We start from the raw sequence: 26,245 nt of genomic DNA, 5'->3' as shown, positions 1-26,245 counted from the left end.
ATGGATAAGCACGCACGTATCTTCGTTGCGGGACATCGCGGGATGGTCGGCTCGGCGCTCGTGCGCCGCTTGACGGACGCCGGCTATCGCAACATCGTCACACGCACGAAGGCGCATCTCGATCTCATCGACCAGGGCGGCGTGAACCTGTTCTTCGAGGAAGAAAAGATCGACGTGGTGTTTCTCGCGGCGGCGCGCGTGGGCGGCATCCTCGCGAATTCGACGATGCCCGCCTCGTTCATCTACGAGAACCTCGCGATCGAAACGAACGTGATCCACGCGGCGTGCCGCTGGAACGTGTCGAAGCTGATCTTCTTCGGTTCGTCGTGCATCTATCCGAAGTCGTGCCCGCAGCCGATCAAGGAGGAGTACCTCCTGCAATCCGCGCTGGAGCCGACCAACGAAGCCTATGCGATCGCGAAGATCGCCGGCCTCAAGATGTGCGAAGCCTACAACCGTCAGTACGGCACGAAGTTCGTTTCGCTGATGCCGACGAACCTCTACGGCCCGAACGACAACTACGACCTGCAAAGCAGCCACGTGCTGCCCGCGCTGATTCGCAAGGCGCACGAGGCCAAGCTGCGCGGCGACGCGACGCTGCCCGTGTGGGGCTCGGGCACGCCGCGCCGCGAGTTCCTGCATGTCGACGATCTCGCCGATGCCGCCACTTTCCTGATGGAGCGCGACGTGAGCGAGGGCGTGTTCAACGTCGGCGTGGGCGAGGACCTGACCATCCGCGAACTGGCGCAGACGGTCTGCCGCGTGGTGGGCTTTCACGGCGAACTCGTGTTCGATCCACTCAAGCCGGACGGCACGCCGCGCAAGCTGCTCGATGTCTCGAAGCTCGACGGCATGGGATGGCGCGCGTCGATCGCACTGGAAGACGGGATTCGCGCGACGTATGCGGATTTTCTCGCGCGCTATGCATCGATGCAGCAGGCGCCGCTCGCGGCCTGAGCACGCATCGACTACGACGAAAACGATACTCCCAGGGACAAAACAACAATGTCTGCAACAGTGACCATCTTTCATAACGTCGTGTGGTCGCGGCACAAGGGTGAAGTGCTGTCCCAACTGCACAACATCTCGGGCGCAGGTTCGATCCGCTATTCGATGGTACAGATCGCCGATACGGAGCACGACCGCATCGGCTTCTCGGATGTCGACTATTCGTTCCACCGCTATCCGATGAAGAAGCTCTTCAACGGATGCTACGAGGATGTGCCGACCTGGCGCATGACGATGCGGCTCACGTGGGAAGTCCTGAAAACCAAGGCGGATCTCGTGGTTTTGCCGGGCTATCATCGTCCCGAGTATTGGGCGATGCTGGGGGCATGCATCGTCACGGGCAAGCGGCGCGCGGTGTTTTGCGATTCGACCGCGCGCGACAATCCGCGCCGCATGGTCACCTCGATTCCGAAGCGCCTGTTCTTCGCGCTGTGCGACGGCTACTTCGCGTTCGGCCTGCGCAGTCGCGAGTATCTGATGTCGCTCGGCGCGAAGCAGGACACGATCTTTAGTCCGTGTCAGGCCGCGGCGCTGCCGCGCTCGTTCACGCCGGACGCCGTGGTGCCCGACAGACTCGCGTATCGCGAGGGCAACAAGCCGGTGTTTCTGTTCGTCGGCCGATTGTCGGCGGAGAAGGGAATTAATACGCTCGTAGAAGCGTTTAGATTATTGAAGGAGCGTGTGCCGGATGCGGAGTTGCGCATCGTCGGCACCGGGCCGCTCGGCAACCAGCTGAAACAGCAAGCCGCCGATACCGGTCTCGAAGACTCCGTGAAGTTTCTGGGCAGCCTGCAGGACGAGCCGCTCTCGCGCGAATATTTCGGCGCCACGTGCATGGTGCTGCCGAGCGTGCGCGAGCCCTGGGGTCTCGTGACGAACGAGGCGCTGAGCCACGGCTGTCCGGTCATCGTCAGCGAGAGTTGCGGCTGCGTGCCGGAGCTCGTCGTCGATGGCGTGTCGGGTTATTCGTTTCCCGCCGGCGATGTGCCGGCACTGCATCGCACGATGCTGAAGTCGCTCGAAGCGTTCGCCGATACGGCGGACGTCGCCCGGCGCTGCACCGACGTGATCCAGCGTTTCGATCCGCCGTCCGCGGCGGCGAACATCGCGCGCGGTTGTGCGCGTCTGCTGACGAACTGAACGAAGGGAGGATTCACACGCGGCTTTTCGGCGCCGCCGGGTACGCGGTCCTGCGTACCCGGCGGCCGGCGCTTTGCCCGGGCGGCGAGGACACGCCCGGAGATGCGGGCGCGAATGTCGGGCGAGGGACCAAATGAGAATACTGATCTACGGGCTGAACTATGCGCCCGAGTTGACGGGTACCGGCAAGTACACGGCGGAGATGGCCGAGGCGCTGGCGGAGTCGGGCCACGATGTGCGCGTGGTCTGCGCGCCGCCGTATTACCCGGAATGGAAAGTGGGGGCGGGCTACAGGAGCTGGATGCACCGGATCGAGACGCGCCGTGGCGTGCGTCTGTGGCGCGCACCGCTGTGGGTGCCCGCAAAGCCCAGCGGCGCGAAGCGCATGCTGCATCTCGCATCGTTCGCGTGCGCGTCGTTGCCCGCGCTTGCCGTGCATGCGCTGTGGCGTCCGCATGTCGTGATGACCATCGCGCCGAGCCTGCTCAATGCGCCCGGCGCGCTCATGCTCGCGCGCATGACGGGCGCGCGTTCGTGGCTGCATATCCAGGACTTCGAAGTCGATGCCGCGTTCGACCTCGGCCTGCTCAGGAATCCGCGCGCGGGCCGCATGGCGCTCGCCTTCGAACGCTGGCTCATGAAGCGCTTCGACGTGGTGTCGTCGATCTCCGACAAGATGGTCGATCGCGCCGTGAACAAGGGCGTGGCGCTCGCCAATGTGTTTCATCTGCCGAACTGGGTCGACACCGCCGCGATCTTTCCGCTCGACCGGCCGAGCGAGCTGCGTCGCGAACTGGGCATCGGCGAACATACGGGCGTCGTGCTTTACTCGGGCAACATGGGAGCCAAGCAAGGTCTCGACGTGCTCGCCGATGCGGCCGCCGCGCTCGCGTCGCGCGAGGACATCGTGTTCGTGTTCTGCGGCAACGGCGCCACCCGCACGCAGTTGCAGAAGCGTTGCGCCGATCTGCCCAACACGCGTTTTCTGAGCCTGCAACCGGTCGAGCGCCTGAACGAACTGCTCAATCTCGCCGATATCCACGTACTGCCGCAACGCGGCGACGTCGCCGATCTCGTGATGCCCTCGAAGCTGACCGGCATGTTCGCGAGCGCACGCGCCGTCATCGCGATGGCGCATCCGGGCACCGAGCTGCACGAAGCCGTGCATGGGCGCGGCGAAGTGATCGAGCCGGAGAGCGCGCAGGCGCTGATCAACGCGATCGAGATGCTCATCGCCGATCCTGTCTTGCGCGCGCGTCACGGCGAGGAAGGGCGGCGCTTCGCGCAGGAGCGCCTCGCGCCCGCGGCCGTGTTCGCGCGCATGCAGGAGCGCCTCTTCGAACTGGCGGGCTCGCGTCTGCCGAATGCCGCGGAAGTGCGTTTGCAGGAAGCGGCCTCACAGACCCGCCCCGCCGATGTCGCCGATGTCACGCTCACGCGCATCGCGGAACGTGCGCCGATCCTGCCGCAGATCGAGAAGATCGAATAAGGCCGCGCGGGCTTTTTGTTCGACTGCCGGGCCTCGCATGAACGCGCGTTCGTGCGAGGCCCGAATGCTTAGTAAGACGACTCAATAAGACGGCTTGATAACACGACTCAATAAGGCGACTTGTAAATGTCCCGCGCGCGCGCCGCGTTCGCCGCCGGCGGCTTGAGACCCGCGGGCGCCGGATAGAGCGTCGCGGCTGCGCCTTGCGGCTGCATCATCGTCTTCGTGTCGTTCTTGCGCGCCGTCGCGCGTAGCTGCGCGCCCGCCGCCGGATTGCCCACATAACCGTTCTGTTGCGCGAGCAGCTTGTCCGTCGGCGAGACGCCCTGCGTGGTCTGCGCGTTGGTGATCGGGCCGCGCTGGCCGCCGCGTCCGTTGGTCGGCGCGCCGTACGGATCGGAGTAAGTGCCGGGACTGCCGAGCAGATCCATTTCGGCTGGCACGCCGCCGCCTGCCTGTCCTTTGGTGATGGCCGCATCGGCGAAATTGCCCGCATGCGCCGCCGGCGACGCGACCAGCGCGCACGGCGCCAGCGCACTCATGAAGAGGGATAAAAGCGCCGTGCGTAGCTCTTGTTTCATCGAAGTCTCCTGGCTGATTGCCGTGTATCGCCATGTACTGCCGCGCATCGACATGCGGCATCGCGCATCGTTTCGGGGAGCGTCGAGATGCGTCCTGCGACGAGCCCCGCGCGCATGCAAACACGATACTGCGCGCCACCGCCGGCTACCGCCAAAAGCCATGCCGAAGCGGCCATTCGAATCGGGGAGCATGCGTAGCGTCGCACCCATCGCCGATAATCGACTTACCAAACCCCGTACACGGGCGATATGAGAGTGCGTGTTCCCCACGAATGGGTGGACGACAAGACAGTCTCGATCGCGTGATCATGCGGGGCAGGACGAGCAGATGCCGGTTCGTATGACGAGAATCGAAATACAAGTCGCGAGCATGGCATGACAGGCGTGGCGCGCCGCAAGGCGGCCTTGGCGCAAGAGCTGTGACATGGCGGGGGTCATATGGACAGAGCGATCGGGGAGCGTCGCGTCGGCCGGGCCGACAACGGCGACGGACTCGCTGCGCGCGGCGTGAAAGCGTCCGGCAAGGTGATCGACCTGTCGCAGGCCGGCCCCGGAAATTACGAGGCGAAGCGCGGGTTCTTCATCGAGCTCGTGTGGTTCTTCATCGAAGCCTGCTTCATCAACAACAAGCTGATTCCGGTGTCGTTCGTGCGCGTCGCGCTGCTGCGCGCATTCGGCGCGCGGATCGGCGCGAACTGCCGCATGCCGCATCCGGTCCGCGTGAAAGCGCCGTGGAATCTCGAAGTCGGCGACAACTGCTGGTTCGGCGTCGACGCGTGGATCTACAACCAGACGAACATTCGCATCGGCAACAACGTCTGCATCTCGCAGGGTGTTTTCCTGACGACGGGCTCGCACGACGTGGCCGGCAACATGGACCTGCAAGTCGCACCGATCGTGATCGAAGACGGCGTCTGGATCACATCCAAATGCGTGGTGCAGATGGGCGTCACCATCGGGCGTTCGGCGGTCGTCACGCCGCTCTCCGTGGTGCATCGCTCGCTCGATGCGGAAGGCGTGTACGGCGGTAATCCCGTGCGCTTCATCAGAAAGCGTTTTCCCGAGTAGGTCATCGAGATGAATCATCGAGCCGCGAGACGCGCGTTGCTGTGCGCTTGATCGCGGCGTGTCGTCGAAACGCGGCAAGAGATGGACGCAACGTATCGACGCAACGCATCGACGCAACGCATCGACGACGGAGACGGCGAAACATACAGCGCGCCCGCTGCGACGGACCGAAGAGCTCGACGAAGAGCCACGCCGCCCGCATCGGGATTTCGTGAACCGAATGACGAAGGAGGCAGTGAAGCTGAACCGGAGTTCCGAGGGCACGCAATCGGTACGTGAATCAGCACGTAAAACGGCACGAAATCGCGCGACAGGCGTGCGACAGGCGTGCGATTCGAATGCGTGGAAGGGGCACCGTCGAGATCGTCCGTATCGCGCACGCGGGTATCGAGCGCGGATACGGCGTTTTGGACAATGGGTCAGAAGCGCGGTGGCGACTCAGGCAACACACGACACCGCTCCAAGCACGGAATAAGAGGGAGCACGGGGCATGTTCATTGACAGCCGAAGTGTGGAAGAGGGCGCAGTCATAGAGACCACGGTTTGCATCATCGGCGCGGGCGTCGCGGGAATCACGCTCGCGCTCGAGCTGGAAAGGCAGGGCATCGACGCCTGCATGCTGGAAAGCGGCGGCTATCGCCCCGACGACGAAACGCGCGATCTGTATCGCGGCGAGAACGTCGGCGTGCCCTACGAATTCGCCGATGGCTGCCGCAGCCGCTATCTCGGCGGCAGCAGCAATTGCTGGGGCGGCTGGTGCCGTCCGCTCGATCCCTGGGACTTCGAGAAGCGCGACTGGGTCGCCGACAGCGGCTGGCCGTTCGGCCTCGACGAGCTGCGTCCGTACTACGCGCGCACGCATCAGCTTCTGCAACTGGGCGAAACGAATTTCGAGCCCGCGTACTGGGAAGCGGCGATTCATCGCGACGACGTGAAGCGTCATCCGTTTCCGAGCGGCACCGTGCGCGACACGATCTCGCAGTTCAGCCCGCCGGTACGCTTCGGCAAGGTGTATCGCAAGCATCTGCTCGATGCGCAGCACGTGCGCGTGTTTCTCTTCGCCAACGCGCTCAACATCGACACCGACGCCGATGCGCGCTCGGTCACGAAGATCGATGTCGGCACGCTCTCGGGCCGGCGCTTCGCGATGCGCGCGAAAGTCTTCGTGCTGGCGACGGGCGGCATCGAGAATGCGCGGCTTCTGCTTGCATCGAACAAGGTTCAGTCGGCGGGTCTGGGCAACGGTCAGGATCTCGTCGGGCGCTATTTCATGGACCATCCGCGCATCATGTCGGCGAATGTGCATTTCACGCCGGCATGGCGGCGCAACAAGCTCTACGACATCAAGTATCACTATCAGAACCGCGCGGTCTCTGCGCACAACACGTTCATCTCGTCGCAGTTCGCGTTGACGCAGCAGGTGCTGGAACGCGAGAAGCTGCTCAATGCGCGTGCGTGGTTCTACTCGGTGTTTCGCGGCGAAAACACCAAGGGTTCGGAAGCGCTGATCCGCATGAAGCAGCGGCTCTTGAAGAAGGACGAACCGGGTTTCAGCATGGCGTCGGATCTCGCCGCGATGGTGACGCATCCGGTCGATACCGCATGCTTCGGACTCGCGCGTCTGTTGCAGCCGCGTCCGCTCATCACCGAGGTGAAGATTCAGACGATCGTCGAGGCCGAGCCGAATCGCGACAGCCGCGTGACGCTCTCGGCGCAGAAGGACTTTCTCGGCATGAATCGCGTGCAGGTGAACTGGCAGGTGACCGAACTCGTGAAGCGCACGTTCGATCGCACGGTTGCGCATATCGCCGCGGAACTCAAGCGCGGCGGCGTGGCGGACGTGACGCTCGACGAGCCGCTCGAAGGCAAGCCGTGGCCCGCGCAACTCGAAGGCACCTGGCATCACATGGGCACGACGCGCATGCACGATTCGGAGAAGCAGGGCGTGGTGGACCGCAATCTCAAGATCCACGGCATGAGCAATCTGTACGTGGCGGGAAGCTCGGTGTTCCCGACGGTGGGCGCGAACTTCCCGACCATCACGATCGCGGCGCTGACCTTGCGGCTTGCGAGTCATCTCGGGCGTGTGATCAAGGGCGATGAAACGTCGACGACGCTCGTTACCTCGCACGGCTTGCCGATGAAGAACGATGTGCCGGCGGAGACGATGCCGATCGCCGCATCGACGATGCATATGCCGGGCGTCGCCTTGCAGATGGCGAAGAAGTAGCGCACGCACGCGGTAGAAGCGAAACGCCGCCGGGTTGCAGCACCGGCGGCGTTTTCTTTGACTGAAAGGCGGAATCGGCGTGGCGCGGGCGCGCGTCGCTATAATCGCCGTCCGACCTGGATTTTTGGTGTCACGCTCGTGAAAACGCTTACCGCTCTCGCATGTGCTTCAATTTTTCTGGCTGCCTGCTCGTCCGCGGAGAAGGAGCAACAGAAGGAACGCACGTTTCTTTTGTCGCAGCAATCGCTCGATGCCGCGCAGCGCAGCGCGACCATCGCGTGCCGTGACGCCGCGCAATGCGATGCGGTCTGGACGCTCACGAAGACTTACGTCGAGCAAAATTCGAAGGAACGTCTGACTCGCGCGGATGCGGCCGCCATCGAAACCGAAGTGCCTTCGGGTTCCGGCAAGCCGGTGTTTTCAGCGACGCGCGTCGCGGATGGCAATGGCGCGACCGTCTCGCTCTTCGCGCAATGCAAGGGCATGTTCGAAGACGAACGCGCACGCGGCTCCGACTTCGACGACTGCGCAACGAAGATCATCGCCGTGCAGAACGGATTCGCGCCTTATTTGCGGGCGCATTTGCCCGCGCAGTAACCAGGTGACTTCATTGCGCGGGCAATGTCCCGCGCGCGAAGTTGCCGCCCGGCGTGCCCGCGCCTTCGCGCAGCACGCGCAACAAGTCCTTCGACATCGCTTCGACATGAAAGCGCTTCGTGAACGTGGCGAGCGCCTGAGCGCGCATCGCCTCGCATGCGTGCGCGTCCATCTTCAGCCAGCCTGACAATGCTTCGACCGTGCCTTCCACAGTATCGGTCGTCACGATGCCCGCGCCATCGGCGTTCACTTCGCGCCAGATATTGACCTTGTCGGAGATCAGCACGGGCAGGCGCGAGCCGAGCGCTTCCGCCACCGCAATGCCGAAGTTCTCCTGATGCGAGGGCAGCGCGAACACATCGCTCGATTGATACGCGCCCCATTTCAGATCGCCGGTGAGCATGCCGGTCCACGTCACGCGATTATCGATGCCGAGTTCCGTTGCCAGCGCGCGCATTTGCGCGGCGTATTCGCTGTCGTCGGGACCGGCCATCACGAGATGCGCCTGCGGATCGATATCGCGTACCTGTGCGAATGCTTTCAGCAGCAGATCGCAACCCTTCTTCTCATGGATGCGGCCGAGAAAGAGAATCGCGCGCTTGCCCGCGAGTGGCGGAAATCGTGCGAGAAACGCATTGCGCAGCGCAGTCGAATCGGCGGGCGGCGGACGCGTGCCGAACGCGACGACTTCCTCGTTCGCGCGATAAAGCCGGAACGATTGGCGCGCGAGCAGGCGTTCCTCTTCCGTTGTGAAGAGCACGCGGCGCGCATCGCGCAGCACGCGATATTCGGCCCACGGCCAGTAAAGGCTTTTCTTCAGATGCTTGAGCGGATAAGTGCGCTTGAACCACGGGTCCAGCATGCCGTGCGGAAACACGTAATAGGGCACGCCGCTGCCATGCAATGCCTTCCATGCGCCGAAGCTGTGGTATTGCCAGAGTCCGTTGACGATCACCGCATCGAAACGTGAGGCATGTTCTTTCAGCCACGGCACGAGCGCGGGGCATAGCCCATAGAAGCCGCGCGACGGCCCGAGCGCATGCAGGCGCAGCCCGAATGCGGCGACATGCGGCGCATCGGGCGCATCGAGCGAGACGACTTCGACTTCGTGCCCCATCGCCCGCATGCTGAGACCGCTTTGCAGCACGCCTTCGGTGGGACCGCCCGCGCGCGGATCGACAGTGGAGAGCAGATGCAGGATCTTCATGACGTAATGGCCGATTCCGTGAAGTGCGCCCGAATCGCGATGACGGCGTTCAGGCGTTGGGCGCGAACGAACTCGCGCCCGGCGGCGGCTCGCGACCGCTCTGGCCGTGCGAAAGACCCGGTGCGGACGAGGCATGCGTCGGCAGGATCTCGGGCAGAGGCTCGTCGTGCGGATGCATGCCGGGCGGCATGGCGCCCGGCGCGGTTGCATAAGGGCGCTTGGCGCGAGCCTGCTGCGCGGCGGTTTCGGCGGCGCGCACGCGCATGGCGTGAGCGATGCGCGCATACGATGCAACGAGCAGCCCCAGCGCCACGCCGAACACGACGCCCGAGAAGCGGTTGCCGAGCGGATTGCCGCCGATGGAAGTCGCGGGCAGCGCCGCGACCACGAGCAGCGCGCGGCCGAGCACGGGCAGATAGAGCGCATCGCCGGCCCGGTGACGCCATGATCGATACGCCATCGAGCCGCGCCAGAGCGCCCACAGCACGGCGATCGGCAGCGCGAGACCGAACAGCAGGCCGCCCGCGAAGAACTGATAGACCCAGAAGTTGTGTCCGGCCGCCCATTCCTTGATGGCGTAGAAATCCTTCTTGCTGAACTGGCCGGCAAGATCGGGCAGATAGGTCGGCGAATAGCGGTAGTCGTGCCCGTAGCCCATGCCGACGAGTGTCGACAGCGCCGACGATGTCGTCTGATCGTACTGGTCCTTCATTTCCGCGAGACGCGTGATGGTGGTCGGATCGCGGCCGGATTCGGTGTCCTTCGCGAACGACATGCGCTGCACCCAGTGTTCCGCCACGGTCGGGAAGAACGCGGCCGAGGCGGCCGCCATTGCGCCGAGCAGCGACAGGACCATGACGGCGCGCAGTCCCGCGGTGAACAGATGCTTGATCGACGGTGCGGCGAGCCAGGTTGCGAAGGCGAAGAGCAGCACGGTGCCGACGAGCAGACTGCGCGTCACGCTCAACAACTCGATGACGACGGTCGCGAGAAACAGCAGCACGGTGAACTTCGTGATGCGCTTGGCGACGACGAACTCATGCAGCAGCAGCCCTTGCAGACAGAGGAACGTGACCGAGACGATACGAAAGCGCACGCTGTCGAGGCCGCCGCCCGTTGCCATGCCGAAGCCGAAACTGAAGACGAGCGATGCGATCATCGACCAGTACATCGCGCGTTCGAGTTGTGCGAGGCGCTGCGAATCCCACGGACGGCAGCCGACGAAATAGCCGAGCAACATGAGCACGAACGGCAGGATCACGCGCATGTAATTGCCCGAGTCGTTGCCTTGCAACACTTGCGTGGCGATGCTGCCGATCATCGTGATCAGGAACAGCGACGTGATGACGGTGCGCATGCGCGAGCGGCGCGCGAAGCGTGGCGCAATCAGCAGCAGAAAGCAGCCCGCGCCGAAGGACGGCACGGTGAGCAGAATCTGAATGGCCTTGCTGGCCGTCTCGGCGCCCTTGAAGTCGAACGCGAGCGGAAGCAGAAAGAGCCACATCCAGACGACGGCGAATTTGTTGCGCATGGCGTTCTCTTAAGAATCGCGGAGCTCATTCGAGTCTTCGTCGCGGCGTCGATGCCGATGCGTACCCGGGAAGCCTTCATCGCATGATTGCCGCGCCGCGCCGCGCATGAGCGCAGCGCCCTTGCAGGCGACGTCCCCGGGAACCCCGTATTTGTGGGTCGAATATATCAGCGGGGTTGCGGGCGCGCCCTCGCGGCGGCGTATAGCGACTAGCGTTCGGCGCGAAAGGACGGATGCCCATGTGCGCCGTCCCACGCTTCGTGTGAAGCGTTTCAGTGATGCGTGGCGCGCGGCTTCGCACCTGTTGCAAATCCGGCACCCATGCGTCGCCGATGGCCGCAAACGGCGTGATTCTGGCGGATCGTCCCGAATTTCTAGACCGAAGATTGGATTGCCGGAAACGGCTGTCCGCAAGGAGAGCGCTCGACCATGCGCAATGCGCGATTTGCATGCGCATGAGCGCTTCGATTCGAGGAAACCCGCGGCTTCGATCGCGCGAATCCGGACCACAACAAACGCGCTTCGCAGAAGGGGAAAGGAATGGGCTTGTTCGGCGCGACACGCATGCAAGGCCCCAGCCGATCGATCGAACTCGATTTCATCCGGGGACTGGCGATCATCGCGGTGATGGGGTTTCACTTCCACTCGTATCCGACGGGCAGCGCGATCATTGCGGCCATCGAGTATCCGTTGAAGAGTTTCGGGCACGAAGGCGTGAATCTGTTCTTTACGCTGTCGGGTTTTCTCGTCGGCGGATTGCTGTTGAAGCAGTATGCGCAGGACGGGCGCATCGATGCAGGGCGTTTCATCGTGCGGCGGATCTTCAAGATCTGGCCCGCGTATTACGTGCTGATCCTGTTTCATGTGCTCGTCGGGCGTCATGCGACGAACACGTTTCTCGTGCAGAACCTCACGCACATGCAGAACTATTTCGGGTCGTCGATTGCGCAGACCTGGAGCCTGGCCGTGGAGGAGCATTTCTATCTGTTCCTGCCGCTGCTGCTGATCGTGCTGGCGCGCTGGCGCACGCGTGTCGATGCGATTCTTTGCGTGCTCGGCTCGATTTGTCTCGTCGTGCTGATCGCGCGCAGCATGGCGGTGTATCGCGGCGATCTGCAAGGGACGTTCTTTTATACGCAATACCGTATCGACAGTCTGCTCTTCGGCGTGATGCTGGCCGCGTTGTACTGGATGAAGCCCGCGGTGTATCGCGCGATCGCGCAGCGCAAGCGCGTGTTGATCGCGATGGTCGTCGGTGTCGTGTTGTGGCTCGTGTTGGGTACGCGCAATGTGGCGCTCGATCAGAGCATCGGCTACACGATTCAGGCGATCGGGTTCTGCGCGCTCATCGTGCTGACGCTGGAGTATTCGGGTTCGATTCGCTCGTCGAAGGCGTATCGCGCGATCGGGTGGATCGGCGTGTATTCGTACGGCATCTATCTCTGGCATTCGCTCGCGCTCGCACCGGGCGACATGCTGATCCGCAAGGCCGCGGCGCTGCATTTGCCGGCCATTCCCGCGTGGTTCGCCATCATGGCGGCGCAGTTCGCGATTGCGATTATCGTGGGGTACGTGACGACGCGGGCTGTGGAGTTTCCGTTTTTGCGTATCCGGGATGCGTTGTTTCCGGCTAAGCGGAAGAGGGAAGTGGCGGTGGCGGGGGTGGAGTCGCAGGCTTGATGGCTTTGCGTGCTTCGGGCGGCCGATGGAACCTGAATGCTTCGCCCATCCGGCGCGATCTACATGGGGACGTGCGCAGTATCCCTTCCGAAAACGACATGCCACCTCCGTCTTAGGCAGGAGTGCAAATCGTAGTGGGAGCGCTATCTCGATAGTGACCAACACCAGCAGCGGCCAAGCGCAAATTCCGTTCTGGCTGTCATAGCGTGGCAAGCAAACAGCGAGCAGATCGCGTACTTGCATCCGACAGCCGGATTTGCGACTGCCGTCGAAAACTCGAATTCAAACCACTTGCCGCAACGTCTCCTTGAACTGGCTCAGCGTATTACGCTCGAGCAAATGCCCGGAAACCACAGGCCGCGAGCGCCTCGCGAGCACATCATCGAGTGCGCGATTGATCGCCCCGGCGGAAAGATCATCGATGACCGGTCCCAGTTCGCCCGTGCGGCAAAACCACCCGATCAATCCATCCGCCGTCGCGACCACCGGCTTGCCGAAGCGATACGCCTGCACCAGCACGCCGCTCATGCCGTAATGCCCCTTGTAGCCGAGCCACACCACATCGCAGGCGGAGAAGAGGTCGAGTTCGTCCTCGCTGGAAATGAAGCGATCGAGGATCACGGGCGCAGGCGTCAGCTTCGCGACGGCGACGGCCAGCCGCTCCCGCACATCGGCATCCTGCGCGCCAGCGATGACGAGCGTCGGTCCGTAGGCCGCGCCCGCGCGCTCGCTCAACGCATCGATCAGTTCGAACACGCCCTTGCGATCGTTGATCGCGCCATACACGAGCACATGCGTGCCCTCCGACAAACCCAGTCGCGCCTTCGCGGCGGCGGGCTCGGCGGCGCGTGCATCGGGGAACGGATCGGCGAGATACTCGATCGTCGTGCCGGACGAAGTCCCGTTGTGCTTCCACCAGTCCGGCAAAGTCGGATCGATGGTCAGCAGCGTCTTCATGCCGCCCGCCCGGATCGCGCGCGCAAAAAGCTGCGCCTTCACCGCATTGACGAGCGGCCGGCGCGGCGCACGCACGCCCACGAGATGATGATGAAAGTTCGAGCGCATCGTGATGCCGACCCACGGCGTCGCGCCGAAGGGCGAACGCAAAAACGGCAGCGCGAGCAAAAAGTAATCGACATAAGGCACGACGACGAGCGCCACCGCGCGATCCTGCTTCGCAGTCTCATACGCATGCCGGAAGTGCCGATGCATGCGCGCATAACTCAGCTTCGACGCAATGCCGCCGTCCGCCGCCGGCGGCGCGACCAGCGCGATGTCGAGATTCGCCGCGCCCTGTTCGCGAATCTTCCTGACGAGCGGGTGTCCCTCGTTGCGCGGCTCCGTGACGATCACGCAGCGATAGCCCGCTTCCATGTACGCGTTCGCCGCCCACTCGGCATAGCGCCAGCGGTGGCCGCTGAAGTCGGGTTCGATGATGAGGACGCTATCGTTCATCGCAGGTTTGGCCTTTGCATTCGCTGGGTGACGTCGCACGGCACGCGCGCACGATAAACGCACACGATAAGCGCACGCATAGCACGCACGATTGTGCCGACGAATGAACACTAGCATCGCGTACGCGCATCCGACCGCCATTTTTGAGCGTTTATCCGCGTCGCAAAGTGCCGCCGGCCGTGCGCGAGCGCACGAATCTGCGCGCGTCAACCCGCATTGATACCCATTTCGGGCCGATTTCGACTACGCGTTGGCGTCCGCCGAGACCCGTCACACGATACTTTTGCCACAGTCGCCTGAAAAGAAGCGCGGCCGCGCTCGCACCAGTCGTCCGGACATGGCGGCGAAACGGCCCGCAAGGTGGTCCGCGCGCGATACCGACATATCGCCGCGCCACGAATGGAAATGTCAGTTGCGCGGGGAATTTGAGTGAGATCGGTCCGGCTTCCTTTTCTACCGGCGCGCGCGCGATTCGAGCACGATGCGGCGTTCTGGGTGCTCCTGCAACAAGTGGTCGTGCGCGGCTTCGTAGCTGTCAAGTTTCTCGCGATCGGCCGGATTCTCGGGCCCGAGGCCATCGGCGCGGTGAGCATCGCGCTGCTCGCGGTCGCCATCGCCGAATCGCTGTCGGATACCGGGCTCGCGCAGGCCGTCGTCCAGGGGCACGACGCGCCCACGCAAAACGAACTCGGCGCCGTGCTGGCCACGCTCGCCATGCGCGGGCTTCTGATCGGCCTGTTGCTCGCCGCGCTCGCGCCGTTCATGAGCAGTCAGTTCCATCTGAACGGCGCGGTCGGCCTGATCCTGCTCGCCGCCGTGCTGCCGATTCTGCGCGGCGTCGCATCGCCCGCGTATTTCATCGTTACGCGCCAGCGCGGCTTCCAGAAGCTCGCGGGCGTCGAAACTTCCGCCGCCTTTACCGATTGCGCCGTCGGTCTCGCGTGCGCGCTCTCGGGCGCGGGCGCGTATTCCGTGCTGATCGGCCTCGTCGCGGGCGAGTTGCTCAAGACCGTGCTCACCTGGACCACGATGTCGCCGCGCCCGCCGCTGCGTCTGTCGTTTTCGGGCATCGGTCATTACGTGAACTTCAGCCGCTGGATCTGGGCGGGCAGCGTCGTCAATCTTCTGCTGAATCAGTTCGACAAGGTGGTCGTCGCGAAGCTGCTCGGGCCGCTGCAGCTCGGCGCGTATCAGATGTCGTCGAAGCTCGCGCAGATGCTGCTCGCGGACGCCGCCATCGCGATGTCGCAATATCTCTTTCCGACCTTCGCCGAGCATCATCGCCGCGACGTGCAGGGCGCGCGCAAGCTGTTTCGCCGTTATCTGCTGCTTGCCGCCGCCGGGCTCGCGCTGCTCGTGATCGTGCTGCGTTTCGCGGCCGAGCCGCTCTTCAATCTCGTGCTCGGACCGGCGTGGCTGAGCGCCGTGCCGCTCTTCAGGATCTTCGTCATCAACATGGCGATCGGCGCGATCATCGCCGTGCTGGTGTCGTGGCTGCGCGCGGCCGGCATGCCGAAGGTCGCGACGCACGCGTCGATCATCCAGGCCATCGTGCTGTGCGTGACCGTGCCGGTGGCGATGCATCTGTGGGGCGTGACGGGCATCGCCTGGGCGATGACAGTGGGCCTCGGCTCGGCCGCGGGCTGGATGCTGTTTCGCATCGTGAGGGAGGCGTGAATGCGCATAGTTCACCTCGTGCTGGCGCCGCGTTTGTCGGGCGCGGAAGTGCTGGCGAAGGACCTGGCGATTCATCAGCAAAAGGGCGGCGAAACGGTGGCGGTCGCCTCGCTCACGCCCGCGCATGACGACTTCACGGCGCTGAAGGCGGAACTCGTCGCGAACGGCGTGCAGTGTCTCTTTCCTGAGCGCATGTACGGCCGCTTCGGCAAGCTGTGGAATCTCTATCGGACGATCCGGGCCTTTCGCCCGGACGTGCTGTTCGCGCACGCGACGATCCCCGCTTTCTACGCACGCACGATGCCGCTCGCGGTGCCCGTCGTCTATGTGATGCACTCGGCCACCAACGACTTCGAGCGTTCGCTGTTCCGCCGCGTCGAGCGGCTGCTGTCGCGCCGGGCGCGCGCGGTGATCGCGGTGTCGCCGAGCAATATCGACGATTACGTGGGCGCCGTCGGCCGTCATCCGGCGATGACGCTGATCCCCAATGGCGTCGACATGTCGCGCTTCGGCATGCGCACGCGCACGCAGGCGGCGGACGGCGCGCAGATCGTGCAGATCGGCCGGTACACGTCGGTGAAAAATCAACTGTCGACTGTGCATGCGTTCCGGCAGGTCGTCGAGCGCGTGTCGGACGCGCGGCTCCTCTTGTGCGGCGTGATCGAGGACCCGGCGTATCACGCGGCGGTGCGCGATCTCGTCGACAAGCTCGGCCTCACCGGGCGCGTGAGTCTGCAAGGTCCGCGCTCGGATATCGCGGAGCTGCTGTTCTCGTCGAACGTTTTCGCGATGCCGTCGCGCTCGGAAGGGCACAGCATCGCGTTTCTGGAGGCGCTCGCCTCGGGCGTGCCGGTGGTCGCGAGCACGATTCGCCCGTTCAGCTTCGCCGCCGATTTCCCCGGCGTGCATCTGTGCGATCCCGACGACACGCAAGCCTATGCCGATGCCCTCGTGCTCGCGCTGTCGGAGCCGCGTTCGCAACGTCCGCTCGGCGGCCTCACGCTGGCCGATACGGCCGCGCGTTATCTCGCCGTCGCGCGCGAGGTGACGCGGCCGATGCCGCGCGCCGCGCCGGTATAAGCGCCGCCTGACATCCATTGCCGTCGCCAGGCGATTCAATGCTGGCGTGCGCGTCGTTTTTCGCGTATCAAATAGGTTCTTGCCGCTTCGAATAGCTGCGCTTCACGCCATTTCCAGGTTTCAGGCAAGGCGCGCCGCGAGCGTATCGCATGCTTTGTGATCGCATCCGCCCGGACGCGCGGGGCTCGCCAGAAGCCCACGTCTCACCGTCACACAGATGTTTCACACTTCGACTGCCGGTCGTGCGCGGGCGTTGCGCGTCGTTGCGCCGGTCCGGACGAGTCGTTTTCCCAACTGCTGGATAGCCGAGGACATCACACACGATGAGCACGATCAAGACGAAGGACGGCACGTCGATCTATTACAAGGACTGGGGCACTGGCAAGCCGGTAGTGTTCTCGCATGGCTGGCCGCTCGACGCCGACGCCTGGGACGCGCAGATGCTATTTCTGCTGGGCCACGGTTATCGCGTGATCGCGCATGACCGGCGCGGCCACGGACGCTCGGATCAGCCGTCCGAGGGCAACGACATGGACACCTACGCCGACGATCTCGCCGCGCTCCTCGACGCGCTCGACGTGACCGGCGCGACACTCGTCGGCCATTCGACGGGCGGCGGGGAAGTGGCGCATTACATCGGCCGTCACGGCACGAAGCGCGTCGCGAAGGCGGTGCTGATCGGCGCGGTGCCGCCGCTCATGCTGAAGACGGAAGCGAATCCGGAAGGCTTGCCGATCGACGTGTTCGACGGCATCAGACAAGGTGTCGCCGCCGACCGCTCGCAGTTCTACAAGGACCTGACGCTGCCGTTCTATGGCTACAACCGCGAGGGCGCGAAGATTTCGCAGGGCGTGAGGGACCTGTTCTGGCTCGAAGGCATGCGCGGCGGGATCAAGGGCCACTACGAGTGCATCAAGCAGTTCTCGGAAGTGGACTACACCGCCGACCTCGAAAAGTTCGACGTGCCGACGCTCTTCCTGCACGGCGACGACGACCAGATCGTGCCGATTGGCGCGGCGGCGCAGAAGGCGGTGAAGATCGTGAAGAACGCGACGCTCAAGGTTTATCCCGGCGGCGCGCACGGCATGTGCACGGTCGAGGCGGACAAGGTGAATGCCGATTTGCTGGCGTTCATCGAGTCGTAGTCTGGCGCGCGGCCCGTCTGACGTGTGGCGGCGGGCCGCCGTGAGGTTGCCATCCACGAAGGAGACTCCATGTCCGACATGCTCAGCATTTCCACGCCCGACGGCAATTTCGACGCCTATGTCGCTTATCCAGTGCAAACCCCGGCGCCCGCGGTGGTCGTCCTGCAGGAGATATTCGGCATCAACGGCGACATGCGCGAAACCTGCGACGAGTACGCGCGCCAGGGCTACGTCGCGCTGTGTCCCGATCTGTTCTGGCGCATCGAGCCGAATGTCGAGCTTACCGATCGCACCGAAGCCGAATGGCAGCAGGCTCTGAAGTACTACAACGCGTTTGACGTGAACACCGGTGTCGAAGACATTGCGGCGACCATCGGTTTTGCGCGCGGGCTTCCGGAAGTGCAGGGCAAGATCGGCTCGGTCGGGTTTTGCCTCGGCGGATTGCTGTCGTTCCTGACGGCGGCGCGCACGGATGTCGATGCATCGGTGTCGTATTACGGCGGCGGCACGGATCAGTACTTGGGCGAACTGCCGAAGGTCAAGGTGCCGCTCATGGTGCATCTCGCGGAAGAAGACGAATTCATTCCCGCCGACGCGCGCCAGCGCGTGCTCGCCGCGGTGAAGGGCCACGCGAATGTCGAGGCGTTCACGTATCCCGGCTGCCATCACGCGTTCGCGCGCAATCAGGGCGCGCATTACGACGCCGCGGCCGCGCAGCTCGCCAATGGCCGCACCGCGGAATTCTTCCGCAAGCATCTGAAGTAGGCGCGCCTGAAAAAACGCCGCCCGATGCAGGGCGGCGCTCGCTTACTTCTTCACCGCGTGCGGCCGGCGGAACACGAGCCAGCGCGGCGCCTTGAAGCGCACGATGCTGATATACAGCCACACGTAAGTCGCCGCGAACACCACGACAAAGCAGAACAGATGCAGCGTGTGCCGCCAGAAGAGCGTCGCGGGAATCACGGCGATGAGGCACAGCAGCCACAGATACGGCGACGTCAGCGAATTGCGGCGCGTGAGTTCATGCGCGTTCTTCGCGCCGACGGCCCAGCGCATCAGACGCTTGTAGACGAGCATATGCAGATGCACGCCGTCCGGAATGCCCGGCGACATGCCGCGGATAAACTTCTTGCGATAGATCGAGAAACACGTCTCGAAGATCGGGTACATGAAGAGCAGCACCGGATACCACGCGGAGACATCGCGGTTGCGCATCACGAGCATGATCGAGAGTTCCGCCAGCATGAAGCCGACGAAGTACGCGCCGCCGTCGCCGAGAAAGATCAGGCCCGCCGGGAAGTTCCAGATGAAGAAGCCCATCACCGCGCCCATCATGATGAGCGAGCCCGACAGCACGACCGGATCGTGTACCTGAAACGCCACGTAGGCGAGCGAGGCGAACATCATGAAGCCGACCATCGAGGCCAGGCCGTTGAAACCGTCGATGATGTTGACCGCGTTCGCGAGCGCCGCGACGGCCAGCACCGTCACCGTGCATGAAATAACGGCGTAGGAGAGCAGGAAATCGAGCGGCGGCACGCTGATGCGCGTCACCGCGATGTTCAGGAACGCATACGCCAGACCGGCGGCCGCCATCGTGCAGACGAGGCGCACGAGCGGCGTCACGCGCTTGGTCAGGTCTTCGACGAGTCCGGCGAGAAACGCCGGCATGCCGCACGCGATGATGCCGAGAATGCCGCCCGATACCGCCGGATAACCCCATCGCAACTGCACGGCGGAGGCAGTCAGCCCGCACAGAATGCCGACCCCGCCGATACGCGGCACGGGCCGCGTGTGAAACTTCTGCACGCCGGCGAGATCGGTGTCGCCGAGCACGCCTTCCTGCAAGTGTGCAAAGCGCACGATCAACAAGGTCACCAGCAGCGAGACCAGAAAAGCAAGCGCGAAACTAAGCATGAACGTGGACCGGTGAAAAATGCCGCCGCGAATCGTACCTCAGGTACCGTACCTATCGTATGGCGAACGGCCGGGGCGAGGCGCGGCGGCTGACACGAACGCTTAAGCGAACCCTTGTGGATTCTGCGACTGCCAGCGCCAGTGATCGGCGCACATGCGTTCGATGCCGTGCTCCGCGCGCCAGCCGATCAACTCGGCGGCGGCGGCGGGATCGGCGTAGCAGGCAGCGACGTCGCCCGGACGGCGCGGCACGAGTTCGTACGGCACGGCTTTGCCGGATGCGGCCTCGAACGCCTTCACGACATCGAGCACGCTATAGCCTTGCCCCGTGCCGAGATTGACGACGAAGCTGCGATCCAGCTTATGCAGCGCATCGATCGCCGCAATATGTCCGCGCGCCAGATCCACGACATGGATGTAGTCGCGCACGCCGGTGCCGTCGTGCGTCTCGTAGTCGCTGCCGAACACGCGCAGTTGCGCAAGCTTGCCGACGGCCACCTGCGCCACATACGGCATCAGATTGTTCGGCACGCCCGCCGGATCCTCGCCGATCAGCCCGCTCTCATGCGCGCCGACCGGGTTGAAGTAGCGCAGCGTCGCGATGCGCCACGACGGATCGGACACTTCGAGATCGCGCAAGACCTGTTCGGCGATGAGCTTCGACTGCCCGTACGGATTGGTCGCCGAAAGCGGAAACGACTCGTCGATCGGCACGCTCTGCGGCACGCCATACACGGTCGCGGACGAGCTGAACACGAAGTTGCGCACGCCGCGCTCTTTCATCACCTTCAGCACGGCGAGCAGGCTGCCGATGTTGTTGCTGTAATACTCGATCGGCATCGCCACTGATTCGCCGACGGCCTTGAGCGCGGCGAAGTGAATCGCGCCGGTGATCGCATGCGCATCGAAAATGCGGTTGAGCGCGGCATCGTCGCGGGCATCGTCCTGATAGAACGCGACGCGCTTGCCCGTAATGCGCTCCACGCGCTTGAGCGATTCGGCGCGGCTGTTCACCAGATTGTCGATGACGACGACGCCGTAGCCCGCGTTCAGCAACTCGACGCACGTATGCGAGCCGATGAAACCCGCGCCGCCCGTGACGAGAATCGTGCCTTTCGTGGCGTGTGCGGCGTTATCCGGCGACTGGTTGCCATTCATTGTGCGTTCTCCAAAAGACTCGAATCAGAGTGAAATGCCGGTAATGGCGTGTATTGTGCCCTTGTAGCGTTCGACGACATTTTTTTCGTCGAATTCGCGGGCGACCTTTTCGCGGCCGCGCTGCGCCATCGCGGCGCGTTCTTCGGCGGGCAGCGTCATCATGCGTTCGAGCGCCTGCGCGAGACTGTCCGCGCTTTTCACTTCGCAGAGCAGGCCGTTTTCGCCGTGCGCGACCACTTCGCGGCAGCCGGGCACGTCGGTGGCGACGATCGGGCGGCCCATCGCCGAAGCTTCCATCAGCGTGCGCGGCACGCCTTCGCGATACGAGGGCAGGACCACGCAGTCCGCCGCCGCCACGAGCGGGCGCACGTCGTGCGCTTCGCCCAGATATTCCACGATATTCTCGGCTTCCCACTGCGCCACGTCCGTGCGGCTGATCGCGCTGGGATTGTCGACGCCGACCGGCCCGAGCAACTGAAAGCGCGCATGCGGAAAGCGCGCCTTCAGACGCCGCGCGGCTTCCACGTATTCCGCCACGCCCTTGTCCCACAGCAGACGCCCGATCAGGATGAAGACGAAATCCTCGCGCACGGGCAGCGGCTCGAACGCGAATTCGTCGAGATCGACGCCTTCGCCATGCAGACGCCGCGCGCGATCCGGGTGCGCGAGCAAATTCTCGTGCACGAACGCCGCGTGATCGTCCTGATTCAGGAACCAGATTTCGCGCGGAAAGCGAAATGCGAACCGGTAGAGCCGCTTGGCGACCTGCGCCGTGCGGCTCTTCTGGATGAAGACGTAGCCGAGCCCCGTGGTGACCGCGATCGAGGGCACGCGCGCGAGCATCGCGGCGAGCGAGCCGTAGATGTTCGGCTTGATCGTGTAATGAAACACGATATGCGGACGCGTCGCGCGATATTCGCGATACAGCGCGGCGAGCGTTTTGAGGTCGTCGCGCGGATCGGTTCCCTTCGACGCCACCGGCAACTCGACGCAGCGGCAGCCCATTTCCATGAGCGGCTCGAAGGTGCGGTCGCGCGGCGCGATGATCGTCACTTGCGCGCCGCGTTCGGTGAGCATGCGCAGCAGGCCGCGCCGGTACGTGTAGATCGCCCATGCGGTGTTGCAGACCAGGGCAATGCGAAGACTCGACTTTTCTTTCGTCATCCGGAAGTCAGGGTGGGCGGCCTGGATCGCAGCGTACTTCAGCGCGGATCGGCCATGCGCTCTCAACGTAGCGCAAAACTTAATAAAAACAATTCGACAAAAAAGCTTTACGCCGAAGCCGTGGTCTTCATGAGCCTGGCCTTCAGGCCGCGCAGCACGCGGTACGGTAACACCAGATGCGCGATGCTCTTCGCGATGCCGAGCCAGTCGAGCGGATTCGTCGCGCGCGCGTGGCGCAGTTGCAGGCGCAGCGTCGAGAAAACCTGCGTGCGCCGCTTCGTTGCGCTGATGCCGCCTTCATTCAGTTCGTAGAACAGGCCGAACTCCGGCAGGTTCGCGCCGTCGTGGCGTTTGAGGAGACGCAGGATCAGATCGAGGTCTTCGGCGGCGCGATATTGCGCGCGGTAATTGCCCGCTTCGATAACCGCATCGACACGCAGCATCAGCGACGGATGCGTGAAGCACGTACGCGCGAGCACCGCGCGGCGGATCGCGGCGGGTTCGGCGGGCGGCGTCAGATCGAAGAGCGGCGCGCCGTCGGTGGAGACGACATGCGTCCACATGCCGAGCACCGCCACGCGCGGATGCGCCTCCATATACGCGCGCTGCTTCGCGAGCCGGCCGGGCGTCGCGAGATCGCCGGTGTCGATGCGCGCCGCATAACGCACGCCGCGCGCGGCAAGCGCCTCGACGCCCGCTTCGAGCGCACGCTCGATGCCGCCGTTTTTCGGCATGCGCAGAATCTCGATATGCATGCCGTCGATGACGGGCGCGCTGATCGGCGGCGTGCTGCCGTCATCGACGATCAACACGCGCACCGGCGACGTTTCTCGAAACGACGCGAGCGTGCGCTCGACCTCGGCCTGACCGTTGAAGGCGGGCATCAGGATGGCGACATCGGAAAGAGCGTTCATGCGCGCAGCCGGAAACGAATGTAATAGAAGTTCACTGCCGCCGCCGCCAGATAACCTGCCGCCAGCCCGACGAGCGCGCCGTAGCCCTCGAAGCGCGGAATCGCGATCAGATTCACCGCGAACGCAACCGCGAGCGCCAGCAGCCATTTCGACAACAGCACATACTTCGCCTGATATTTCAGCACGACGAGATTGCCGATCGCCTCGATGCCCGCCGGCACGGACAGCCACACGGCCCAGCGGAAAATGCCGGCTGCGGCGGCGTAATTCGGCCCGAACACGCGCGTGATGATGAAGCCCGCGAGCGCATCGAGCACGGCGGCGCCCGCGATCATGAGGACGGCGGTCATCGCGAAAAGACGCACCAGATTGCGCCTGAGCGCGGGGATTTCCTGCACGCGATACACGAACGCGGGCGCGATGGTCTGCGCGAGCATCAGCGCGAGCGCGATCCAGTTCTCGTTCAGTTGCTGCGCGGCGGAATACAGCCCGAGTTCGGCGAACGGCACGCGTTGCGCGAGCATCAGCCGGTCGAGTTTCAGAAACAGATACATGCAGATGAGCCCGAGCCAGAACACCGTGCCCGCGCGCGTGAAATGCGAAAACAGCGCGCGATCGAAGCGCCAGCCGAGCCTGCCGCCATGACGGCGCATGTAATACAGCACGAGCGCACCGCCGATGGCCGCCGCCTCCAGCGCCCACAGCCAGCCGAAGCTCGCGGCGCCCGCGGCGAGCCGCACGAGCATATAGACGAGCGCCGCCTTGACGATGGCGGCCGCCATGCTCGCGATCAGTTGCGGTTTGCTGAACGTGAGACTCTGCAGCCACGAATTGATGACGCCGATAAACGGCTCGCGAAACAGCATGGTCACGGCGAGACCGGCGAGCATCAGCCCGACCAGCGGATCGGTGCCGCCCGCCGCGATCCAGAGCCACGTCAGCGCGAGCGCCGCGATCGACACGCCCATGCGCAGCACGAACGCGCTGCCGAGCACCGCGCCGGTTTCGGCGGGCGCACGATTGACGATGGTCGGCACGAGTATTTCCGCCCCGCAGACCCAGGTGATCGGCGCGATCACGAGCAGCAGCGTGTTCGCGTACTGCCATTTGCCGAAGTCGCCGGGGCCGAGATAACGCGCGAGCAGCCCTGAAATGACGATGGCCACCACGATCTGCGTGAGACGTTCGAGCCCGAGCCAGACGATGTTGGCGAGCGCGCGGGCGACATCCGGATTGCCGGAGCGCAGCAGGGCTTTCATGCGGCCGGTTCCGCGCCGCAGCCGGGCACGGCGCGTGCTATCCGTGCCTGATGCGCTTGCAATTGCGCGTGATCGGCCGGCATCGCGTCGGATTTGTGTGGGTTTGCGCGCGGAGGCGCCTCATTCGAAGCCATCGAGGCGAAAGAGCGTTTGAGCATTGGATTAGAATGAACGCGCAAGCTCGAACCGGGGGTGTCCCCGGCGTGCGCAACCACGAGAGCGCGAAAGACAGCGATTATAAGTGCGATCCGAGGCGCGTCCGTCGCTTTGGCTGTTTGCTTCGATTTGCTTCCATTTGTTTCATTCGTATTGCTTTAACAGACGCATAGGCAGAATTCGATACGTCGTCTGGCAGTCGTTCGTGCGCCCTTCGTACCGCACCGGCGCGCCAACCGTCACGACCTGCATGCCCTCATGGCTGCATCGCCGAGAATCCATCAATTAATAGACAAGAGGTAGCCATCTCATGAGCCAAGTCTCCCAATCCATTTTCAAGGCGTACGACATTCGCGGCATCGTCGGCAAGACGGTCGATCGTGACGTCGCGCGCAGCATCGGTCTGGCGTTCGGCAGCGAGATTCGCAAACAGGGCGGCGATTCCGTCGTGGTCGCGCGCGATGGACGCCTGTCCGGTCCGGAACTCGTCGGCGCGCTCGCGGACGGCCTGCGCGCGGCGGGCGTCGACGTGATCGACGTCGGCATGGTGCCCACGCCCGTCGGCTATTACGCGGCGAGCGTGCCGCTGCCGTTGCCCGCGGGCGAGCGGCGCGTGGATTCGTGCATGGTCGTGACCGGCAGCCACAATCCGCCGGACTACAACGGCTTCAAGATGGTGCTGCGCGGCGCCGCCATCTACGGCGAGCAGATCCAGGGCCTGTACAAGCGCATCGTCGATCAAGACTTCACGACGGGCGAAGGCAGCTACACCGAGTTCGACGTGCAGCAGATGTATCTCGACCGCATCGTTTCCGACGTGAAGCCGGTGCGCCCGATGAAAATCGTCGTCGATACCGGCAACGGCGTCGCGGGCGGGCTCGCGCCGCGGCTGTTCAAGGCGCTCGGCTGCGAGCTGGTCGAACTGTTCACGGAAATCGACGGCACGTTCCCGAACCATCACCCGGACCCGGCGCATCCTGAAAACCTGCAGGACGTGATCCGCGCGCTGAAGGAAACCGACGCCGAAGTCGGCTTCGCGTTCGACGGCGACGGCGACCGTCTCGGCGTCGTCACGAAAGACGGGCAGGTCATCTATCCGGATCGCCAGCTGATGCTGTTCGCGCAGGAAGTGCTGTCGCGCAACAAGGGCGGCCAGATCATTTATGACGTGAAGTGCACGCGCAATCTCGCGAAATGGGTACGCGAGCAGGGCGGCGAGCCGGTCATGTGGAAGACGGGCCACTCGCTCGTGAAGGCGAAGCTGCGCGAAACCGGCGCGCCGCTCGCGGGCGAAATGAGCGGCCACGTGTTCTTCAAGGACCGCTGGTACGGTTTCGACGACGGCCTGTACACCGGCGCGCGCATGCTCGAAATCCTCTCGCGCGTGGCCGATCCGAGCAAGCTGCTCAACGATCTGCCGAACTCGCTGTCCACGCCCGAACTGCAACTGAAGCTGGAGGAAGGCGAGAACTTCGCGCTGATCTCGAAGCTGCAGGCGAACGCCAAATTCACCGGCGCGGACGACGTGCTGACGATCGACGGCCTGCGCGTCGAGTATCCGGACGGCTTCGGGCTCGCGCGTTCGTCGAACACGACGCCGGTCGTCGTGATGCGCTTCGAAGCCGACAGCGATGCCGCGCTCAAACGCATTCAGGAAGATTTCCGTCGCGTGATTCTGGCCGAGAAGCCGGACGCGAAGCTGCCGTTCTGACGGCGCGGGCATCGCCCGACGTCTGTAAAAAAGCGGCGCGGTCAATCAGATTGCGCCGCTTTTTTGCTGCTTTTTGGC

The 26,245-nt window shown here is 64.0% G+C and carries 21 protein-coding genes; 12 read left to right on the top strand and 9 right to left on the bottom strand.

Annotated features, from left to right (window positions below; translation table 11 throughout):
* The 3 genes from BRPE64_RS10405 to BRPE64_RS10395 all read left to right on the top strand — a co-directional run bounded on the left by BRPE64_RS10405 (window position 1) and on the right by BRPE64_RS10395 (window position 3,637).
* The gene (locus tag BRPE64_RS10405; protein WP_044041495.1) at window positions 1–957 is read left to right on the top strand and encodes a GDP-L-fucose synthase family protein; all 957 of its coding nucleotides are present in this window, start codon (window positions 1–3) and stop codon (window positions 955–957) included.
* Between the two features lie 48 nt (window positions 958–1,005).
* Window positions 1,006–2,148 (top strand): glycosyltransferase family 4 protein, encoded by a 1,143-nt coding sequence (locus BRPE64_RS10400; protein ID WP_044041494.1) that lies wholly within the window; start codon window positions 1,006–1,008, stop codon window positions 2,146–2,148.
* Between the two features lie 133 nt (window positions 2,149–2,281).
* Window positions 2,282–3,637 (top strand): glycosyltransferase WbuB, encoded by a 1,356-nt coding sequence (locus tag BRPE64_RS10395; protein WP_016346064.1) that lies wholly within the window; start codon window positions 2,282–2,284, stop codon window positions 3,635–3,637.
* A 107-nt stretch (window positions 3,638–3,744) separates the two neighbouring features.
* Here the strand turns inward: BRPE64_RS10395 and BRPE64_RS33540 are convergent, their stop codons facing one another.
* Window positions 3,745–4,218, bottom strand: a complete 474-nt coding sequence (locus BRPE64_RS33540; RefSeq protein ID WP_193788515.1) for a hypothetical protein — start codon at window positions 4,216–4,218, stop codon at window positions 3,745–3,747.
* Window positions 4,219–4,656: 438 nt separating this feature from the next.
* On the opposite strand from BRPE64_RS33540, the gene BRPE64_RS10385 reads away from it, so the two are divergent.
* The 3 genes from BRPE64_RS10385 (at window position 4,657) to BRPE64_RS10375 (ending at window position 8,113) form a co-directional block, all read left to right on the top strand.
* Complete coding sequence (locus tag BRPE64_RS10385) at window positions 4,657–5,286, top strand: DapH/DapD/GlmU-related protein (RefSeq protein WP_016346062.1); 630 nt, start codon at window positions 4,657–4,659, stop codon at window positions 5,284–5,286.
* Between the two features lie 490 nt (window positions 5,287–5,776).
* The gene (locus BRPE64_RS10380) at window positions 5,777–7,516 is read left to right on the top strand and encodes a GMC oxidoreductase (protein WP_044041490.1); all 1,740 of its coding nucleotides are present in this window, start codon (window positions 5,777–5,779) and stop codon (window positions 7,514–7,516) included.
* Window positions 7,517–7,654: 138 nt separating this feature from the next.
* On the top strand, window positions 7,655–8,113 hold the full coding sequence (locus BRPE64_RS10375) for a hypothetical protein (RefSeq protein ID WP_016346059.1): 459 nt from the start codon (window positions 7,655–7,657) through the stop codon (window positions 8,111–8,113).
* Window positions 8,114–8,123: 10 nt separating this feature from the next.
* Here BRPE64_RS10375 and BRPE64_RS10370 read toward each other — a convergent pair whose 3' ends face one another.
* Together BRPE64_RS10370 and BRPE64_RS10365 are read right to left on the bottom strand one after the other, a co-directional pair.
* Window positions 8,124–9,320 carry a glycosyltransferase gene (locus BRPE64_RS10370; protein WP_016346058.1) on the bottom strand — a complete coding sequence of 399 codons (1,197 nt, stop codon included), beginning with the start codon at window positions 9,318–9,320 and terminating at the stop codon, window positions 8,124–8,126.
* A 49-nt stretch (window positions 9,321–9,369) separates the two neighbouring features.
* Complete coding sequence (locus BRPE64_RS10365; RefSeq protein WP_016346057.1) at window positions 9,370–10,851, bottom strand: hypothetical protein; 1,482 nt, start codon at window positions 10,849–10,851, stop codon at window positions 9,370–9,372.
* Between the two features lie 540 nt (window positions 10,852–11,391).
* Here BRPE64_RS10365 and BRPE64_RS10360 point away from each other — a divergent pair.
* A complete protein-coding gene (locus BRPE64_RS10360; protein WP_016346055.1) occupies window positions 11,392–12,531 on the top strand; it encodes an acyltransferase family protein in 1,140 nt (379 codons plus the stop codon).
* 282 nt (window positions 12,532–12,813) lie between these two features.
* On the opposite strand, the gene BRPE64_RS10355 is transcribed toward BRPE64_RS10360, so the two are convergent.
* Window positions 12,814–13,986 carry a glycosyltransferase gene (locus BRPE64_RS10355; RefSeq protein ID WP_016346054.1) on the bottom strand — a complete coding sequence of 391 codons (1,173 nt, stop codon included), beginning with the start codon at window positions 13,984–13,986 and terminating at the stop codon, window positions 12,814–12,816.
* 429 nt (window positions 13,987–14,415) lie between these two features.
* On the opposite strand from BRPE64_RS10355, the gene BRPE64_RS10350 reads away from it, so the two are divergent.
* The 4 genes from BRPE64_RS10350 to BRPE64_RS10335 all read left to right on the top strand — a co-directional run bounded on the left by BRPE64_RS10350 (window position 14,416) and on the right by BRPE64_RS10335 (window position 18,653).
* Window positions 14,416–15,663 carry an oligosaccharide flippase family protein gene (locus tag BRPE64_RS10350; RefSeq protein ID WP_044041489.1) on the top strand — a complete coding sequence of 416 codons (1,248 nt, stop codon included), beginning with the start codon at window positions 14,416–14,418 and terminating at the stop codon, window positions 15,661–15,663.
* Window positions 15,664–16,743 carry a glycosyltransferase gene (locus tag BRPE64_RS10345; protein ID WP_016346052.1) on the top strand — a complete coding sequence of 360 codons (1,080 nt, stop codon included), beginning with the start codon at window positions 15,664–15,666 and terminating at the stop codon, window positions 16,741–16,743.
* Window positions 16,744–17,066: 323 nt separating this feature from the next.
* Entirely contained in the window at window positions 17,067–17,888 is an 822-nt protein-coding gene (locus BRPE64_RS10340) for an alpha/beta fold hydrolase (protein ID WP_016346051.1), read from the top strand.
* 69 nt (window positions 17,889–17,957) lie between these two features.
* Complete coding sequence (locus BRPE64_RS10335; protein WP_016346050.1) at window positions 17,958–18,653, top strand: dienelactone hydrolase family protein; 696 nt, start codon at window positions 17,958–17,960, stop codon at window positions 18,651–18,653.
* Window positions 18,654–18,695: 42 nt separating this feature from the next.
* Here the strand turns inward: BRPE64_RS10335 and BRPE64_RS10330 are convergent, their stop codons facing one another.
* The 5 genes from BRPE64_RS10330 to BRPE64_RS10310 all read right to left on the bottom strand — a co-directional run bounded on the left by BRPE64_RS10330 (window position 18,696) and on the right by BRPE64_RS10310 (window position 24,300).
* Window positions 18,696–19,805, bottom strand: coding sequence for an MraY family glycosyltransferase (locus tag BRPE64_RS10330; protein ID WP_016346049.1), 1,110 nt, complete (start codon window positions 19,803–19,805; stop codon window positions 18,696–18,698).
* A 102-nt stretch (window positions 19,806–19,907) separates the two neighbouring features.
* On the bottom strand, window positions 19,908–20,963 hold the full coding sequence (gene galE, locus BRPE64_RS10325; protein ID WP_016346048.1) for a UDP-glucose 4-epimerase GalE: 1,056 nt from the start codon (window positions 20,961–20,963) through the stop codon (window positions 19,908–19,910).
* 24 nt (window positions 20,964–20,987) lie between these two features.
* A complete protein-coding gene (locus BRPE64_RS10320) occupies window positions 20,988–22,127 on the bottom strand; it encodes a glycosyltransferase family 4 protein (protein WP_016346047.1) in 1,140 nt (379 codons plus the stop codon).
* Window positions 22,128–22,234: 107 nt separating this feature from the next.
* Entirely contained in the window at window positions 22,235–23,041 is an 807-nt protein-coding gene (locus BRPE64_RS10315; RefSeq protein WP_016346046.1) for a glycosyltransferase, read from the bottom strand.
* Window positions 23,038–24,300 (bottom strand): oligosaccharide flippase family protein, encoded by a 1,263-nt coding sequence (locus tag BRPE64_RS10310; protein WP_016346045.1) that lies wholly within the window; start codon window positions 24,298–24,300, stop codon window positions 23,038–23,040. The genes BRPE64_RS10315 and BRPE64_RS10310 overlap by 4 nt, the downstream gene beginning before the upstream one ends.
* 466 nt (window positions 24,301–24,766) lie before the next feature.
* Here BRPE64_RS10310 and BRPE64_RS10305 point away from each other — a divergent pair, with 466 nt between their 5' ends.
* Complete coding sequence (locus BRPE64_RS10305) at window positions 24,767–26,167, top strand: phosphomannomutase/phosphoglucomutase (RefSeq protein ID WP_016346042.1); 1,401 nt, start codon at window positions 24,767–24,769, stop codon at window positions 26,165–26,167.
* Window positions 26,168–26,245 lie beyond the last annotated feature (78 nt).

The sequence above is a fragment of the Caballeronia insecticola genome, from assembly GCF_000402035.1.
GTDB classification, from domain to species: Bacteria; Pseudomonadota; Gammaproteobacteria; order Burkholderiales; family Burkholderiaceae; genus Caballeronia; species Caballeronia insecticola.
This window is presented reverse-complemented; position numbering and strand designations above follow the sequence as displayed.